Origin of the sequence: Streptomyces violens, assembly GCF_000717745.1 — a bacterium.
Taxonomy (GTDB): domain Bacteria; phylum Actinomycetota; class Actinomycetes; order Streptomycetales; family Streptomycetaceae; genus Streptomyces; species Streptomyces violens.
This window is the reverse complement of sequence record NZ_JOBH01000002.1, coordinates 728,354-745,159: the sequence shown is the minus strand read 5'-3', so window position 1 is coordinate 745,159 and position 16,806 is coordinate 728,354. Positions and strand designations below refer to the sequence as shown.

Here is a 16,806-nt window from a genome sequence, read left to right as displayed (position 1 = left end):
CCCCCGCCCCCACCACCTCCACCCCCGTACCGGCATCTGCCGCGAACTCCACCCCAGGGACTGTCTCAGCCTCCAAGACAACCCAAGCCCCCGCACCCGCGTCCGCCTCGGCCCCCGCGTCGGCCTCGGCCTCCGGCGCCCTGGAGTCGGGGGCCCTGGCCTCGGACCCGGCTTCCACGGCCTCTGGGGCCCTGGCCTCTGGGGCGCCGATCTCGGCACCGGCCGCCGCGTCCGCCACGGCCCCCGCGCCAGCCACGGCGCGCGCCGCCGCAGGGCGCGGCCCGGGTGCACGCATCACTGGACACCCCCACAGCCGGAGCGGCTCCGCCGACCGTGAGCGGTACGCCGCCGCGGAAGCCGGCACCGGCCCGGCACCCGGAGGGGGCGGCACTCCCACCCCGCCCGCCGACTCGGCAAGGCCGGGCGACTGGTCGACGCCGGGCGACTCGGCAACGCCTGCCGCCCCGTCGACGCCTACCGCCCCGTCGACGCCTGCCGACTCGGCAACGCCTGCCGGTTCGCCGACGCCGGACGAGTCGACGGCATCGGACGACGACCGCGTCATTCGCCTGCCCACCGGCTACACCTTGCACCCGTGGGCCGACCTCCAGCCCGCGGGCGAACGCGCCGCCACCGGTCGCAAGCTGTGGCACTCCAGCCCAGGGAGCGCAGGATGACTTACCGAAAGCCCCCTTCCTCAGTTCCTTCCTCAGTCCCGTCCTCGGCTCCTTCCTCACCTCCTTCCGGGAACTCTCCGACGGGTGCCGCCGGTGCTCCGGGCCGGGGCCGGGTGCCCAGGACCGGGGTCGCGCTGTACGTACGGTTCCGTCCGGCCGCGGCGGCCGGAGCGGGAGCCGCCGCGTCCCTCGGAGAGGAGACGTACGAGCGGCTGATCGCGCTGCTGGGGGAGTTCACCCCCGTCGTCGAGGCGCTGCCGCCGGACGCCGCGCTCGCCGACGTACGCGGTGCGCAGCGGTACTTCGGCCGGGACGCCGCCGGCATCGCCGAGCTGCTCCGGCTGCGTGCCCTGGCGTGGTACGACGCCGAATGCGTCATTGGCATCGCCGGCAACCCTCTGCTCGCCCGGATGGCCGCCCAGGACGCGACGCCCGGAGAGGTGCGCGTCGTCCCCGGTGACCCCGAGGGCGTCGCGGCCTTCCTCGACCGCAGGCCCGCCGCCGCTCTGCACGGCATCGGCCCCGCCGCGGCCCGCGCCCTGTGCGCGTACGGGCTCGACAGCGTCGGCCGGATCGCCGCGGCGCCGCCCGCCACCCTGCAGCGCATCCTCGGCGCGAAGGCCGGCCGCCGGGTGTCCGAGCGGGCCCGCGGCATCGACCCGACGCCGGTGACCCCGAACGCACAGGCCCGCTCAATGGCCGCCGAACACCGCTTCGTCCATGACGAGTTGGACGAGGCGCGGCGCCGCAGGGCGCTGCTCTCGCTCGCGGACGAGCTTGGCTCCCGGATGCGCAGCGGTGGTCAGGTGGCAGGCGCGCTCACGCTCACCGTCCGCTACGCCGACCGCACCACCACAACTCGCACCCGGCGGCTGGCCGAACCGACCGCGCACGGACCCGCGCTGACCGAGGTCGCCTACGCGCTGCACACCGCGCTCGGCCTGCAACGCGCTCGCGTACGGGCGGTGGCACTACGGGCCGAGGACCTCCGCCGGGCCGAACGCGCCGCCCGCCAGCTGACGTTCGACCCGGCGGACGACAAGGCCCGCCGCATCGAAGCCGCTGTCGACCGTGCGCGCACCCGTTTCGGCCCGCACGCCGCCCGCCCCGCCGCCGCATCGGCCGCCCCCGCGCCGGCCACGGGACGGGGACGTCAGTCCCACGGTCAGCCCTACCGTCAGCCGTACAGGCGGTCGGCGTAACGCGGGCCGTAGTGCGCCTCGATGGCTTCGAGCGGGAGCTCCGGGGCCTCCAGGGCCTTGCATATTCGGGCCCGGGTGGGGAGGGCTTCGGGCTGCCAGGTCTCCGTGCGCCACAGGCCGGACCGCAGGAACGCCTTGGAGCAGTGGTGGAAGACCTCTTCTATCTCCACGAGCAGCGCGAGCGCCGGGCGGTGGCCCTTGACGACCAGTTCGTCGAAGAAGGGGGCGTCGCGCAGCAGTCGGGCCCGCCCGTTGATGCGCAGGGTGTCGCCGCGGCCGGGCAGGACGTACGCCAGGCCCACGTGCGGGTTGGCCAGGACGTTGCGGAAGCCGTCCACGCGCTTGTTGCCCGGGCGGTCGGGGATGACGATCGTCGTGTCGTCCAGCACGAGCGTGAAGCCCGCGGGGTCGCCCTTGGGCGAGACGTCGCAGCGGCCCTCGGCGTCGGCCGTGGCGAGCAGACAGAACGGGGAGTTGGCCAGCCACTGCCGGTCCAGCTCGTGCAGCGCGGGACGGGTCTTGTGGGCGGCGTGGGCGCTCGGCTCGCCGACCAGCTCGCGCAGCTCCGCCTCGGACGAGACCTCCACCAGCCCCTCCAAGGGCCCGCCCGCCGATGCCGTCCGCGTCCTGTCCGCCGGCTTCGCGGCAGCCGGCCCCGGCTGATCGGCCGTCGGCTCCGTCGTCCCCGCTGATGCTGTACTCATCGCCGTATCCCCCTGTCACGGCGGGCCCGCGCGGCTCGCGAGCGCCATGGCAACGACTCTACGCCGGACCACCGACAGCCGCCGGAGCCTGTGGATAACCCGTACGTCCGGTGAGAATCGTGTGGCACTTCTTTCACCGTCACAAGGCTGGACCCCCGACCTTACTCAGCCGTAACTTGACGGTCGATCACAGCGTTGAGCCATGCGATCCGGATCGCAGGTGATGACTCGGCGAGCACTTCGGAGTCCCCTCACCTCCCGCAAGGAGCATCGCATGAACACGACCACGCACCGAGCGCTGCCCTGGAGACGTGCGGCCACCGCCGTCTCCGCCCTCGCCCTCGCCTTCGGCGCCGCCACCGCGGCCACCCCCACGGCGGCAGCCGCCACCGCGCCGGACGCCACCGTCTCCGCAGGCTGGAACGACTACTCCTGCAAGCCGTCCGCCGCCCATCCCCGGCCCGTCGTCCTCGTCCACGGCACCTTCGGCAACTCCGTGGACAACTGGCTCGCCCTGGCGCCGTACCTGGTCGCCCGCGGCTACTGCGTTTTCTCCTTCGACTACGGGCAACTGCCCGGCGTCCCCCTCTTCCACGGCCTCGGCCCGGTCGACAAGTCGGCCGAGCAGCTCTCCGCGTACGTCGACCGGGTACTGGCCGCGACGGGCGCGCCGGAGACCGACCTCGTGGGCCACTCGCAGGGCGGCATGATGCCCCGCTACTACCTCAAGTTCCTCGGCGGCGCGGCGAAGGTGAACGCGCTGGTCGGCATCGCGCCCGACAACCACGGCACCGACGTGAACGGGCTGACCCGGCTCCTGGACCAGTTCCCGGACGCCGAGAAGTACCTCGACTCGCTCGCACCGAGCCTCAACGACCAGATAGTGGGCTCGGACTTCCTCAAGCGCCTCAACGAGGGCGGCGACACCGTGCCCGGCGTGCGTTACACGGTCATCGCGACCAAGTACGACGAGGTGGTCACGCCCTACAAGAGCCAGTTCCTGAACGGCCCGGATGTGCGGAACGTACTGGTCCAGGACCTGTGCCCGACCGACCTCTCCGGGCACCTGGTCATCGGCCTGGCCGACCGGGTCGCCTTCCACGAGACGGCCAACGCCCTGGACCCGGCCCACGCGACGCCGACGACCTGCACGTCGCGCTGACCCCATTGCCGTGCGGTGCGCTGCTCCCCGGGAGCAGCGCACCGTCGGCCTGCCGCGCCGTCGCCCGGTCCTCAGCCGCCGTTCCGGGCGGCCTTGCGGCGGGCGACGGCGAAGAGCAGCGAGGCGCCCAGCGCCAGCACGGCCGCGCCGCCGATGGCGAGCGGAGCGGTCGAGTCGTCGCCGCCCGTCTCGGCGAGCTGCGTGGTCACCGCCTTGCCCGACGAGCCGTCGGGGCGCACGCCGTCGGCGGCGCTCGCGCTCTGGTCCGCGCCCCTGCCCTCGTCCCCGTGGTGCATGTGCGTGTGATCCATCGACGACTTGTCCGCGCCGGCCGCGAGCTGCCGTTCGGTCGGGGCGGTGGCCGCGGGGTGCGACTCCGCGCCGGTACCCGCCGCCGTGCCCGCACTGTCGCCGGCCTTGCCGAAGACCACGTCCGAGCAGGTGTAGAAGGCTTCGGGACTGTCCGAGCGCTGCCAGATGCTGTAGATCAGATGGCGGCCGGAGCGGGCCGGCACCTTGCCCTCGAAGACGTAGTCGCCGTCGGTCAGGGTGGGGTCGGTGACCTTCGCGAACGGCTTCGCCTCCAGGTCCGACCACTTCAGCGGTTTGGCCGGGTCGTAGCCGTCCTTGGTGAGGTACAGCTCGAACGTGCCCTTGTGGGGCGCGGTGGCCTTGTACCGGAACGTGTGGGCACCCGCCGCCATCGGGCTGGCCGGCCAGTCGGCCCGGGCCAGGTCCAGGCCCTTGTACTCCTCGCTGTTCGCGCTGCACAGCTTGCCGTCCGGTATGCGGGTCCTGGACTGGCCGCCCGCCGCGCCGTCCCGTACGCCGTTCCAGTCGTACAGGGCCTGCACGCCGCCGGCCGCGACCATCGCCTTGCAGGCCGCGGAGTCCGGTGACTCCGGGCCCTCGGCGTAGCACGCGGAGATCCGGCTCACCGGGTCCGTCATCGAGCCGTGCGCGGCCGCCGGGCCCGCGGCGAACACGGTGAGGGCGAGCGGGGCGAGGGTCGTGAGGGCGAACGCTGCGGCCTTGCGACGAGCGGTCATCGTGGGGGTCTCCTTCAGGACGTACGGGAGTTCATGCCGTACGTGGCGGGTGCACGCGGCGGGCAGCACGCTAGCCCCGCCGACCAGCGAATTCGCCGTCCGGAGCAGCCCCTTGGCGATCTTTATGGGTGGCTTAAGGAACCGCTCAGCGGTGGTTAAGTACCACGGGCGGGACGGCCGTCAGGCGATCCACCGGTAGCGCCGTTCGGGGCGGCCGGTGCCGCCGTACCGGAGGGAGACCTCGGCCTGCCCGGTGCCCGTGAAGTACTCGAGGTAGCGGCGCGCGCTCACCCGGGACAGCGCGCCCGCCGCCGCGCACTCCGATGCCGAGAGTCCGTCCTCGTGCTGTCGCAGGGTGCGTTCGACCAGATCCGCCGTATGGGCGGCGAGACCCTTGGGCAGACCTCTGGAGGCACGCGGGCGGGTGCCGAAGATCTGGTCCACGTCCTCCTGGCTGGCCTCGCCGAGCCGTTCCAGACGGGTGCGCAACGCGGCCACGTGCCGCAACTGCTCCTGAAGGGAGGCACGGTCGAACGGCTTGATGAGGTAGTGCAGCGCGCCGGCCCGCAACGCGTCCCGTATGACGTGCGCGTCGCGTGCCGCCGTAACGAAGAGCGCGTCGGCGTGCGTCCCGCCCTCCAGGGCCCGCAGCCGACGCAGCACACTGATGCCGTCCATGTCCGGCAGGTAGATGTCCAGCAGGAGGAGATCGGGGCGGAGCCGTTCGGCCGCGCGCAGTGCCTCGGCACCCGTATGTGCCACGCCGGCCACCGAGAAGCCCTCAGTGGCGTTCACGTAGTGGCTGTGCAGCTTGGCGACCATGAAGTCGTCATCGACGACCAGCACCTTGGTCATCGAACGATCCCTTCCGCGACCACAACGTTCACAACGACCCTTAATACCGGAAGCGAGACGCGGAGTTAACCCCCGGGCAACATGTGGCCCTCACCACGATCTCCCCCCCCCACAGAGCCACGAAGCCACACGTAAGAGAAGGGTGGTGTCATCTGTGCATGCGCGCACACCCCTCGCCCTCCTGGGGGCGGTTCTGATCGTCCTCCTCGGCCCGCCCCTGCTGACATCGGGCAGCGGGGCCGACACCGGGACCCGGATCCCGGGCCTGCAGTTCATGGTGCCCAACACGCCGGGCGGTGGATACGACATCACGGCCCGTACGGCGGCGAAGAGCATCGAGGACGCCGGGCTCAACCACAATGTCGAGGTCTTCAACCTCCCCGGGGCGGGCGGCACGGTCGGCCTCAGCCGGATGGTCAACGAGCACGGCAACGGCAAGCTCGCGATGTCCATGGGGCTCGGCGTCGTCGGCGCCGTCCACACCAACCACTCGCCCTCCGGGCTCGGCGACACCACGCCCATCGCGCGGCTCACGGAGGAGCCGGACATCGTGGTAGTCGCCAAGGACTCCAAGTACAAGACGTTCGACCAACTGCTCGCCGACTGGAAGAAGAATCCCCGGAAGATGCCGGTCGGCGGCGGCTCCTCCGCCGGCGGCCCCGACCACCTGGCGCCGATGCTGATGGCCAAGGCCGCCGGGATCACGCCCAAGTCCGTCAACTACGTGCCGTTCGACGGCGGCGGTGAGCTGCTCGCCTCCGTACTGGGCGGCAAGGTCGCCTTCGGGGTGTCCGGCGTCGGCGAGTACCTCGACCAGATCAAGTCCGGGGAGCTGCGGCTGCTGGCCGTCACCGGCCCGGAGCGGGTGAAGGGCCTGGACGCGCCCACCCTCAAGGAGGCCGGCGTGAACACCGAGTTCACCAACTGGCGCGGCATCGTGGCGCCCCCGGGGCTCACCGACGTCGAACGGCAGAAGCTGACCGCCCTCTTCACCGAGCTGCACGCATCCCCGCAGTGGAAGGACGCGCTCAAGCGCAACGGGTGGAGCGACGCCTTCATGACCGGCGACAGGTTCGGCCGCTTCCTGGACGCTCAGGACCGGCGCGTCGACACCGTATTGAAGGAGCTGGGGCTGTGAGCACCGGTACCGAACCCACCGCGCCCCCGAAGGGCAGCGGGCTGCGCGCCTCCTTGCGCGGCCGATCCGAACTGGGCGTCTGCCTCATCCTCCTGGTCCTCGGCGTCCTCGTGCTCACCGACGCGGTCACGATGGACGCCGACATCACCCAGCGCGGCCCCATCGGGCCCACCACCGTGCCGATCGTCGTCGGGGTGCTCCTCCTGGTCATCGCCGTGCTCCTCGCCGTCGACGTCCTGCGGGGCGGCCGCGGAGAGGCCGAGGGCGGCGAGGACATCGACCTCTCCGAGCCCGGCGACTGGCGCACTGTCGCCCTCCTGGCCGGCGTCTTCCTCGCCAACGCCGTCCTCATCGGCCCGCTCGGCTTCCCGATCTCCGGCGCGCTGCTCTTCTGGGGCTCCGCATACGCGCTGGGCAGCCGCAACCTCACCCGGGACCCGCTCATCGCGGCCGTCCTGTCCCTGGTGACCTACGTCGTGTTCAACAATCTGCTGGGCGTGCCGCTGCCCGGCGGCCCGCTCATGGGGGTGCTGTAGACGATGGGCTCCCTGTCCTCACTCATCGACGGCTTCGGTACGGCGCTGACGCCGATCAACCTGCTGTGGGCCGCCATCGGAGTGCTGCTCGGCACCGCCATCGGTGTACTGCCGGGCATCGGCCCCGCCATGGCCGTCGCGCTCCTCCTCCCCGTCACCTACGGGCTGGACCCGACGGGCGCGTTCATCATGTTCGCCGGGATCTACTACGGGGGCATGTTCGGCGGCTCCACCACCTCCATCCTGCTCAACACCCCTGGAGAGAGCGCGGCGGTGGTCGCGGCCATCGAAGGCAACCCGATGGCACGCGCCGGGCGCGGCGCGCAGGCCCTGGCGGCCGCCGCCGGCGGGCACTTCGCGGGCGGCATGATCGGCACGATCCTGCTGGTCGTCCTCGCGCCCACGGTCGCCGCGCTCGCCGTGGACATCGGCGCGCCCGACTACTTCGCCATCATGGTGCTCGCCTTCATCGCCGTGACGTCCGTACTCGGCAGCTCCCGGATACGCGGCTTCGCCTCGCTGCTCATCGGCCTCACCCTCGGGCTCGTCGGCCTGGACCAGATGACCGGGCAGCAGCGGCTGACCTTCGGGATCCTCGAACTCGCCGACGGCATCGACGTCGTCATCGTCGCCGTCGGACTGTTCGCCATCGGAGAGGCACTGTGGGTGGCGGCGCATCTGCGGCGCACGACCGGGGAGTCGATCCCGGTGGGCCGCCCCTGGCTGGGCAAGTCGGAGCTGCGGCGCACGTGGAAGCCGTGGCTGCGCGGGCCGCTCATCGGCTTCCCGTTCGGTGCGATCCCGGCCGGCGGCGCCGAGATCCCCACCTTCCTCTCGTACGTCACCGAGAAGCGGCTCTCCAAGCACCGCGACGAATTCGGCCGCGGCGCCATCGAAGGCGTGGCCGGGCCCGAATCGGCGTCCTCGGCGTCGGCGGCCGGCACGCTCGTGTCGATGCTGACCCTCGGCCTGCCGACGACCGCCGTCGCCGCGGTGATGCTGGCGGCCTTCCAGCAGTACGGCATCCAGCCCGGGCCGCTGCTCTTCGAGCGCGAACCGGAGCTCGTCTGGGGCCTGATCGCCTCGTTGTTCGTCGGCATGGTGCTGCTCCTCGTCCTCAACCTGCCGCTGGCGCCCGTCTGGGCGAAGCTGCTGCGGATCCCGCGCCCGTACCTGTACGCCGGGATCCTCTTCTTCGCCGCGGTCGGCGCGTACGCGGTCGGCGGTGAGCCGCTCGACCTCGTCATCCTGCTGATCATCGGGCTGATCGGGCTGGGCATGCGGCGGTACGGCCTGCCGGTACTGCCCGCCGTCATCGGCGTCATCCTCGGCCCGGCCGCCGAACAGCAGCTGCGGCGGGCGCTGCAGATCAGCGACGGCAGCGTCACCGGCCTGGTCAACACGCCCTTCTCGATCACCGTCTACGCCGTGATCGCGGTACTGCTGGCCTGGCCGTGGATCAAGCGGGCGCTCCCGCGCGGGCGTTCCGCGCGCGCGGAGGACTGAGAGCGGGACGGGAGCCGGACGGGGGCGGGGCGGCGGTCGGCTTTTGTCACCGCGCCCACGGCACCCGCCCGCCTCCGCCCGACCGGCGTCCGGCCGAAATCCGGGTTATCCACAGGCCAGAGCGATTGTCAGTGGCGGCTGTCACTATCTGTACATGGCTACCGACACGCCGGTCACCGACGCCGGTTACTGGGAATCCGCCGCCGAGCGGTTCGACGACGAGCCCGATCACGGGATGCGCGATCCGGCGGTCCGGGCCGCCTGGGCGGACCGGCTGCGGGACTGGCTCCCGGCCGGGCCGTCCGACGTCCTCGACCTCGGCTGCGGCACGGGCAGCCTGGCCCTGCTCGCCGCCGAGCAGGGCCACCGCGTCACGGGAATCGACCGCTCGCCGCGGATGGTCGACAAGGCCCGCGCCAAGTTCGCGGCGGCGCGGCTCGGGGACCGGACGCCGGCCGCGCGGCTGATGGTCGGTGACGCCGCCGAACCACCGGTGGGGGAGCGGCAGTTCGACGTGGTCCTGGTCCGGCATCTGCTGTGGGCGCTGCCCGATCCGGAGGCGGTGCTGCGCCGGTGGGTCCGGCTGCTGCGGCTCGGGGGCCGGCTGGTGCTGATCGAGGGCCGGTGGGGCGAGTCCGATCCGATCGGCTTCACGGCCGCCGAGCTGGAGCGGCTGACCGCTCCGCTGGCCCGCCGCACGCATCTGGAGAGACTCGCGGCTGATACCGCGCTGTGGGGCAGGGAGGTGCGGGACGAGCGGTACGCGTTGGTGGCCCACCCCGCGCCACCGGCCCGCCATACGGAGGTGATCGATGTCCATCTGATTCTGCACCGCGGGGACGAGGTGCTGCTCGCCCGGCGTGCGAACACCGGATACGCGGACGGGTTGCTGCACGCACCCAGCGGGCACGCCGAGGACGGCGAGGACGTCCGGGAGGCGATGATCCGAGAGGCGGCAGAGGAGACCGGGTTGCGGCTGACCGCGTCCGACCTGCGGGTCGCGCTGGTCATGCAGCACCGCGCGCCGGACGGGCGGCCGCGGATCGGCTGGTTCTTCGAGGCGACGTACGGCGCGGGCGGCGAGCCGGTCAACCGGGAGCCGGAGAAGTGCTCCCAGCTCGCCTGGTTCCCGCTGGACGCGCTGCCGGACGACATGGTCGCGTACTGCAGGGCGGGCCTGGACGCGTACCGCACGGGCCGGCGCTTCGTCCTGCACTGGCACCGGCCCGGCGATTCCCTCGCGTACGCCCCGGCGGGCCCGGACCGCGCGGTGCCGCTGCCACCGAGCACGGGCGGCCGCACGGCGGAAACGGGGGGACGGGGATGAGGGGGACGAGATGAGGGGGACGAGGAGGGTGAGGAGGTCGGGGATATGAGGAAGGCGAGGGCTGCTCAGGCCGGGTTCCGAATACCTTCGGCGGTGCCGGTGCCGGTGCCGGTGCTGCGGACGTCGCTGAGGTCGCGGAGGCAGCGCCACTCGGTGGCGTACGGCGCGTAGCCGAAGGCGCTGTTGATGGCCAACATGGGCGCGTTGGTGGTGTCGTTGCCCGTGAAGGCTTCGGTGCAGCCGGCTGCCCGGGCCTCGTGCAGGGCGTGCAGCTTGGCGAGCTTCGCCAGGCCACGGCCGCGAAAGGCGCGTTTGGTTCCGGTAGTGGCGGACGAGCAGCGGCCGAGGCCGTCGGCCGCCACCGCGCTGAACGCGGCCGGTTCGCCGTCCACCACCGCGACCGTGGTGAGGCCGAGGTCGATGTCCGGGTGCTCCCAGGTCTGCGAGAGCCAGTCCTCGTACGACATGGCGTCGCCGGGCACGTCGCACGGCTCGTCGGAGGTGGACTCGGCGTCCAGTGCGTACAGCGGGTACGGGTCGGCGCCGAAGTCGGCGGCGCTGCGCAGTTCCACACCGGGAGGGAGGCGATCGGGGAGCGGCGGCAAGGGCGTTTGGGCCAGGTCGAGGCGGAGGTAGCGGGAGGTGCGGCTGCGGCGGTAGCCGTTGCGGTCGGCGAACGCCGTTGAGCGGCCGTCCTCGTGGACGCTGGCGAGGATGCGGGTGGCACCGAGGGCTGCCAGGCGTTCCTCGGCGGCCGTGAGCAGGGCGCGGCCGGCGCCGTGGCCGCGGTGCGCGGGGTGGACCATCGGGTTGGCGACCGCCTGGCCGGGGACGGTGCTGTCGTGGATGAGCCCAGTCTTGGCGGCGCCGACGACGCGGCCGTTCAGTTCGGCGACGAGGATCCGGAAGTGCTGGGCGGCCGGTGCGTTGGCGGCCTCCCATGCCACTGACTGCGGGGTACAGACGAGGAAGGAGGCGACGGCCCGGCGTACGTCGGCAACGGCCTTGGCGTCGGAGGGACGGAACGCGCGAACGGTGAGCGACATGGCGCAGAACGCTACGCCGCGCCCACCCCACCCGCCTCCCAATTTCGGGCGCCCGAGGGGGGGACGGGGGCAGGCGCCTCGGTCGGTGACAGCGCCGTACCCCCGCCGGGGAGAGTCCTCTCGGTCGGACGCAGCGCCTGGGCCGGAGACGGTCACGCCGGCGGAGGGGGCAGCACCCTGGTCGGGGAGGGCGCACCCTGGTCGGGGAGAGCAGCATCCTGGGCTGGGGAGGGCGCACCCTGGTCGGGGAGAGCAGCATCCTGGGCTGGGGAGGGCAGCGCCCTGGTCGGGGAGGGCAGCACTCCCCGGTCCGGAGCGGTGCCTCGGTCGGGGACGGCCGTGTCGGGCGAGGGGCGGCACCTCGGTCGGAGTCGGCCGCATCGGTATCGAGGGGCGGTGCCTCGGTCGAGGACGGTCGTGTCGGGCGAGGGGCGGCACCTCGGTCGGAGACGGTCGTGTCGGTCGGGGGCGGAGGAGAATGGGTGGGGGAATGGTTTTGTAGCCTCAGCTCTATCGGGAGTGTCACCGTGGCCCTGCACCCTCTGCAGCTTGTCGTCGATCCGGAAGCGGCGGACGCGCCGTACGAGCAGGTGCGCACCCAGATCGCCGAGCAGGCGCGGAGCGGGCGGCTGCCGGCCGGGTTCCGGCTGCCGACGGTGCGCGGGCTGGCGGGGGAGTTGGGGCTGGCCGCGAACACCGTGGCCAAGGCGTACCGGGCGCTGGAGAGCGACGGGGTGATCGAGACCCGGGGGCGGAACGGTACGTTCGTCGCGGCTGCCGGGGACGCGGGGGCTCAGCAGGCCGCGGAGGCCGCCCTGGCCTTCGCCCAGCGGGCGCAGCGGCTCGGCCTCGACCACCAGGCCGCGCTGACCGCCGCGGTGACGGCCCTGCGCGCCACGTACGGCGAGGACGACCAGGACGGGTGACCACCCACCAGTAGCGAGAGCGCCGGAGAGTGTTCTGTCGTCCGGTCCCCGCGTAAGGTGACCCTGCTAACTCGTCGTTCAGTAAGCCCGGTGCGGACTCCGTGCCGGGAACCGGAGGTGGGTGCGTTATGGCCAGCAAGAAGGCGCTTGTTCGTCGGCCTGGTTCGCGGCTTGCGGAAGGGCTGGTCACGCATATCGACCGGCGGCCGGTGGATGCCGGGCTCGCGGGGCGGCAGTGGGAGGCGTACGTCGGGACGCTGCAGGCGCACGGCTGGGAGACCATCGAGGTGCCGCCCGCCGACGACTGCCCGGACGGCGTCTTCGTCGAGGACACCATGGTGGTGTACCGCAACGCCGCGCTGATCTCGCGGCCCGGCGCGGACGAGCGGAAGCCGGAGACCGCGGCGGCCGCGGAGACCGTCGAGGCGCTCGGCTGCTTCGTGGCCCGGGTCCGCGCGCCCGGGACGCTGGACGGCGGGGACGTGCTGAAAATCGGCGACACGGTGTACGTGGGCCGCGGCGGGCGCACCAATGGGGACGGAGTGCGCCAAATTCGGGCCGCATTCGAGCCATTGGGGGCGCGGGTCGTCGCCGTACCGGTCAGCAAGGTACTGCACCTGAAGTCGGCCGTTACCGCACTTCCCGACGGCACCGTCATCGGATACCCGCCGCTCGTCGACGACGAGGCGCGCGCACTCTTCCCGCGGTTCCTGGCCGTACCGGAGGAGAGCGGCTCCCACGTCGTGCTGCTGGGCGGTGGAAAACTGCTGATGGCGGCCAGTGCGCCGAAGAGCGCCGAGCTGTTCGCGGATCTCGGGTACACGCCGGTGCCCGTCGACATCGGTGAGTTCGAGAAGCTGGAGGGGTGCGTGACGTGTCTGTCCGTACGCCTGCGGGAGCTGCCCGCATGACCGCCATATCGTGACCGTATGAGCAACCTCGATCTCAAGCCCGCGGCCAGTCTCTGCGGGGGCGGAGGCCGGACCGGACCGGTCCGTGACGTCCAGCCAGGCAAGCAGGTTCCGCTGGGGGAGTCCACGCTGGTCCGCAGACTGCTGCCGAACCTCGGCCGCAGGATGGTGGGCGCGTGGTGCTTCGTGGACCACTACGGTCCGGACGACATCGCCGGGGAGCCCGGGATGCAGGTGCCGCCGCATCCGCACATGGGGCTGCAGACGGTGAGCTGGCTGCGCGAGGGCGAGGTGCTGCACCGCGACAGCCTCGGCTCCCTGCAGACCGTACGGCCGCGGGAGCTGGGCCTGATGACCTCGGGCCGGGCGATCGCGCACTCGGAGGAGTCGCCGCGCGACCACACCCGGGTACTGCACGGCGCGCAGCTGTGGGTCGCGCTGCCGAACGAGCACCGGGGGAAGGCGCCGTCGTTCGAGCACCACGCCGAGCTGCCGGTGATCACCGGGGGCGGCGGGCTGAGCGCGACCGTGATCCTCGGGGAGCTGGCGGGCGCGCGGTCGCCCGGCACGATCCACACGCCGCTGGTCGGCGCGGACATCACGATCGGCGCGGGGACGCACGTACGGCTGCCGCTGGAGAGCGACTTCGAGTACGCCGTGCTGACGATCGAGGGGGAGACCGAGGTGGACGGCGTACGGCTCGGGCCCGGCTCGCTGCTGTACCTCGGGTGCGGGCGCGGCGAGCTGCCGGTGCGCGCGGACGTCGACAGCAGTCTGATGCTGCTGGGCGGGCTGCCGTTCGAGGAACGGATCGTCATGTGGTGGAACTTCGTCGCGCGCAGCGGTGAGGAGGTGGCGGCGGCGCGGGAGGCGTGGATGGCGGGGGAGCGCTTCGGGACGGTGCACGGCTACGACGGGCCGCCGCTGCCGGCCCCGGCCCTGCCCCCGGTGCCGCTCAAGCCGCGGGGGCGCGGGCGGTGAGGCGGCCGGCCCGCACCGACGCGCGTACGGGCCGCACCGCCACCGGTACAACCCGCACTGTCGCCGGTACGAGCCGCACTGCCACCGGTGCAAGCCGAGTCGCTACAAGTACAGCCCCGCATCCGCTCCCGTGTCCTGGGTGGGGACGGCGGCGGGGCGGGTGCCGCGGCGGAGTGCGTACAGTTCGGCGAGGCTCGCGCCGTCGCGGCCGATGCCCTCGTCCGAGCCCAGCCAGCCGACCGCTTCCGTGCGCGTGAGCGGGCCGACCTCGATACGGGCCAGGCAGCGGCCGGGCCGGACCACCGCCGGATGCAGCCGCTCCAGGTCCTCGTTGGTCGTCACGCCCACGAGGACGTTGCGGCCCTGGCCCAGCAGGCCGTCCGTGAGGTTGAGGAGCCGGGAGAGCGCCTGCCCGGCGGTGTGCCGGGCCTCGCCGCGGATCAGCTCGTCACAGTCCTCCAGGAGCAGCAGCCGCCAGCGGCCGCGGCCCGTCGCGTCGTCCTCGCCGATGGCGATGTCCATCAGATAGCCGACGTCGTTGAAGAGCCGCTCCGGGTCCAGCACGCAGTCGACCTGGCACCAGTCGCGCCACGAACGGGCGAGCGTGCGCAGCGCGGACGTCTTGCCCGTGCCCGGCGGGCCGTGCAGGAGCAGCAGCCGGCCGGCGATCTCCTCGGGGGTGACCTTCATCAGGCCGTCCAGCGCGTCGGCGACCGGTGCCGTGTAGTTCGGGCGGATCTCCTCCCAGGTGCCGGCGGAGATCTGCCGGGTGGTGCGGTACGGGCCGCGGCGCGGGGAGTAGTACCAGAAGCCCATGGTGACGTTGGCGGGCTGCGGCTCCGGCTCGTCCTCGGCGCCGTCCGTGGACTGGCCCAGCACCTTCTGGGCCAGCTCGTCGCTGACCGCCGTGACCGTGATGTCGGCGCCGCGGCTCCAGCGCGAGACGAGCAGCGTCCAGCCCTCGCCCTCGGCGAGGGTCGCGCTGCGGTCGTCGTCGCGCGCCGATCGCAGTACTTCGGCGCCGGGCGGCAGCAGCGTCAGGCCCGGCTTGACGCGCTCCACGGAGAGGCTGCGGGCGTAGGGCTGGCGTCCGTTGGCGAACCGCCCCAGGAAGAGGGCGTCCACCACGTCGGACGGGGAGTCGCTGTCGTCCATCGTCAGACGGATCGGCAGCGACTCCTCGGCGGCGGCCGGCGGCAGGTGATCGGCACACATGGCGGCCATGATCCGGCATGGATCGCGTGCCGTACACGGAATTACGGGATTACCCGGGCCGGACCGGAGGTGGACGCGGGCTTGACCGGCACTTGACAGGCGGCGTGGTAGTTCTGTCCACAGGGCAACCGTTACGCGGTATTGCGGCTCAACAGTCGGGATTCTGGCTAGGCTTGCCCGTTGTGGGACGTCATGGGGGGTTACGGGTGGCAATACCGGGGCGCACGCGGTGGGCGATCACCGCGCTTCTCGGCACGGGGGTGACGGTTCTGTCGTTACTCCTGGTCATGGGCGGGTTTCCGCCGGGGGGACAGGAAGGCAGGGGCACGAACAACGGAGTGTTCGGCAGCGCGAACCCGATGGCTCAGCTGGGCTGGGGGTTCACGCACACCGAGTTCAGCGCCGACCGCGGCGCGGACACCGCCAAGGTGGCGGCCGACCGGCTGCTCACCGGCGACCCGATGCCGCAGAACCAGCACATCATGGGCTGGGGCGCGCGCAATCCGGAGCCGAGTCCCGGGAAATACAACTTCCGCGACCTGGACCGGCGGCTGGAGCTGATCCGGAGCACCGGCGGCACGCCCGTCCTCACCCTGTGCTGTTCGCCGGACTGGATGAAGGGCGGCAAGGCCGGGAAAACGGACTGGGGCGAGCTGGAGAAGGCGCCGACCCCGGAGCACTACGAGGACTTCGCGAAGCTGGCGGGAAAGATAGCGAAACGCTATCCGGAGGTCCGGCACTTCATCGTCTGGAACGAATTCAAGGGCTTCTTCGACGAGGACAAGAACCGCTGGGACTACGAGGGTTACACGCAGTTGTACAACCTCGTGTACAAGGAGCTGAAGAAGGTCGATCCGGGAATCCAGGTCGGCGGGCCGTACGTCGTGATGGACAGCTACGGCCCCGGTGAGGACTCCTACGCGTCCGATCTCGCGGGGCCCTGGGGCTCGGTCGACCAGCGGGTCCTGGACGCGGTCACCTACTGGAACGAGCACAAGGACGGTGCCGACTTCCTGGCCGTCGACGGCTCCAGTTACACCAAGGACGATGTGTACGCGCCGGACGAATTCCGGGCGACGGAGAAATTCGGCGACGTGACGCGGTGGCTGCGCCAGGAGATCGGACTGCCGGTGTGGTGGTCGGAGTGGTACGTCGAGGTCGCGGACGAGAACGACGACCGGAACGGCTGGAGCGAGCCGCACCGTACCGCCGTCCAGGCCGCCGCGATGATGGAGATGGCGCGGGCCGGCGTGGCCGCCGCGCTGTACTGGAATCCGCAGAACGAGGGCAAGGACTGCCCCGGCTGCCTGTGGCGCAGTACGCAACTGGACGACGGCGGCGGCGAATTGCCGATGATGAAACTGCTCGGGAAGTTCGGGAAGGAATTCCCGCCGGGGACCGAATTCCGGTCCGTTGCCGTCGCGCCGGAGGACCGGCCGAACGTACGGGTGCTCGCCGACGACGACACCGTACTGGTGATCAACACCCTCGACCGGATGATCCAGGCCAAGATCGACGGCAGGACCTTCGACATGCCGGGCTACGGACTGCGCTGGCTGAAGCGCTGAAGC

General features: G+C 72.1%; 15 protein-coding genes. 10 read left to right on the top strand and 5 right to left on the bottom strand.

Going from position 1 to position 16,806, the window contains the following annotated elements:
* The first annotated feature begins 673 nt into the window (after nucleotides 1-673).
* Entirely contained in the window at nucleotides 674-1,879 is a 1,206-nt protein-coding gene (locus IF04_RS0106595; RefSeq protein ID WP_078599899.1) for a DNA polymerase Y family protein, read from the top strand.
* Here IF04_RS0106595 and IF04_RS0106590 read toward each other — a convergent pair.
* Nucleotides 1,855-2,466: a pyridoxamine 5'-phosphate oxidase family protein gene (locus IF04_RS0106590; RefSeq protein WP_030252283.1), complete on the bottom strand. Its 612-nt coding sequence runs from the start codon at nucleotides 2,464-2,466 to the stop codon at nucleotides 1,855-1,857. The two genes, IF04_RS0106595 and IF04_RS0106590, sit on opposite strands and share 25 nt — an antisense overlap.
* A gap of 391 nt (nucleotides 2,467-2,857) precedes the next feature.
* Here IF04_RS0106590 and IF04_RS0106585 point away from each other — a divergent pair, with 391 nt between their 5' ends.
* Nucleotides 2,858-3,745, top strand: a complete 888-nt coding sequence (locus IF04_RS0106585) for an esterase/lipase family protein (protein WP_030252281.1) — start codon at nucleotides 2,858-2,860, stop codon at nucleotides 3,743-3,745.
* A gap of 71 nt (nucleotides 3,746-3,816) precedes the next feature.
* Here IF04_RS0106585 and IF04_RS0106580 read toward each other — a convergent pair whose 3' ends face one another.
* Together IF04_RS0106580 and IF04_RS0106575 are read right to left on the bottom strand one after the other, a co-directional pair.
* On the bottom strand, nucleotides 3,817-4,794 hold the full coding sequence (locus IF04_RS0106580; protein WP_030252279.1) for a lytic polysaccharide monooxygenase: 978 nt from the start codon (nucleotides 4,792-4,794) through the stop codon (nucleotides 3,817-3,819).
* Between the two features lie 180 nt (nucleotides 4,795-4,974).
* Nucleotides 4,975-5,649 (bottom strand): response regulator, encoded by a 675-nt coding sequence (locus IF04_RS0106575; RefSeq protein WP_030252277.1) that lies wholly within the window; start codon nucleotides 5,647-5,649, stop codon nucleotides 4,975-4,977.
* A gap of 154 nt (nucleotides 5,650-5,803) precedes the next feature.
* Here IF04_RS0106575 and IF04_RS0106570 point away from each other — a divergent pair, with 154 nt between their 5' ends.
* From IF04_RS0106570 to IF04_RS0106555, 4 genes are all read left to right on the top strand, one after another.
* Nucleotides 5,804-6,787 (top strand): Bug family tripartite tricarboxylate transporter substrate binding protein, encoded by a 984-nt coding sequence (locus IF04_RS0106570; RefSeq protein WP_211259772.1) that lies wholly within the window; start codon nucleotides 5,804-5,806, stop codon nucleotides 6,785-6,787.
* Nucleotides 6,784-7,323, top strand: coding sequence for a tripartite tricarboxylate transporter TctB family protein (locus IF04_RS0106565; RefSeq protein WP_030252271.1), 540 nt, complete (start codon nucleotides 6,784-6,786; stop codon nucleotides 7,321-7,323). The genes IF04_RS0106570 and IF04_RS0106565 overlap by 4 nt, the downstream gene beginning before the upstream one ends.
* A gap of 3 nt (nucleotides 7,324-7,326) precedes the next feature.
* A complete protein-coding gene (locus tag IF04_RS0106560) occupies nucleotides 7,327-8,829 on the top strand; it encodes a tripartite tricarboxylate transporter permease (RefSeq protein WP_030252269.1) in 1,503 nt (500 codons plus the stop codon).
* Nucleotides 8,830-8,983: 154 nt separating this feature from the next.
* The gene (locus IF04_RS0106555; RefSeq protein WP_030252266.1) at nucleotides 8,984-10,156 is read left to right on the top strand and encodes a methyltransferase domain-containing protein; all 1,173 of its coding nucleotides are present in this window, start codon (nucleotides 8,984-8,986) and stop codon (nucleotides 10,154-10,156) included.
* 65 nt (nucleotides 10,157-10,221) lie between these two features.
* Here IF04_RS0106555 and IF04_RS0106550 read toward each other — a convergent pair whose 3' ends face one another.
* Entirely contained in the window at nucleotides 10,222-11,202 is a 981-nt protein-coding gene (locus IF04_RS0106550; RefSeq protein ID WP_051830742.1) for a GNAT family N-acetyltransferase, read from the bottom strand.
* A 527-nt stretch (nucleotides 11,203-11,729) separates the two neighbouring features.
* Here IF04_RS0106550 and IF04_RS0106545 point away from each other — a divergent pair.
* The 3 genes from IF04_RS0106545 to IF04_RS0106535 all read left to right on the top strand — a co-directional run bounded on the left by IF04_RS0106545 (nucleotide 11,730) and on the right by IF04_RS0106535 (nucleotide 14,020).
* A complete protein-coding gene (locus tag IF04_RS0106545) occupies nucleotides 11,730-12,128 on the top strand; it encodes a GntR family transcriptional regulator (protein WP_030252261.1) in 399 nt (132 codons plus the stop codon).
* Nucleotides 12,129-12,256: 128 nt separating this feature from the next.
* On the top strand, nucleotides 12,257-13,039 hold the full coding sequence (gene ddaH / locus IF04_RS0106540; RefSeq protein ID WP_030252259.1) for a dimethylargininase: 783 nt from the start codon (nucleotides 12,257-12,259) through the stop codon (nucleotides 13,037-13,039).
* Between the two features lie 18 nt (nucleotides 13,040-13,057).
* On the top strand, nucleotides 13,058-14,020 hold the full coding sequence (locus tag IF04_RS0106535; protein ID WP_030252257.1) for a pirin family protein: 963 nt from the start codon (nucleotides 13,058-13,060) through the stop codon (nucleotides 14,018-14,020).
* Between the two features lie 102 nt (nucleotides 14,021-14,122).
* Here the strand turns inward: IF04_RS0106535 and IF04_RS0106530 are convergent, their stop codons facing one another.
* Nucleotides 14,123-15,235: a DUF5925 domain-containing protein gene (locus tag IF04_RS0106530; protein WP_030252254.1), complete on the bottom strand. Its 1,113-nt coding sequence runs from the start codon at nucleotides 15,233-15,235 to the stop codon at nucleotides 14,123-14,125.
* Between the two features lie 182 nt (nucleotides 15,236-15,417).
* Between IF04_RS0106530 and IF04_RS0106525 the strand changes: the two genes are divergently transcribed.
* Entirely contained in the window at nucleotides 15,418-16,803 is a 1,386-nt protein-coding gene (locus tag IF04_RS0106525; protein ID WP_078599895.1) for a GH39 family glycosyl hydrolase, read from the top strand.
* Nucleotides 16,804-16,806: the final 3 nt, after the last annotated feature.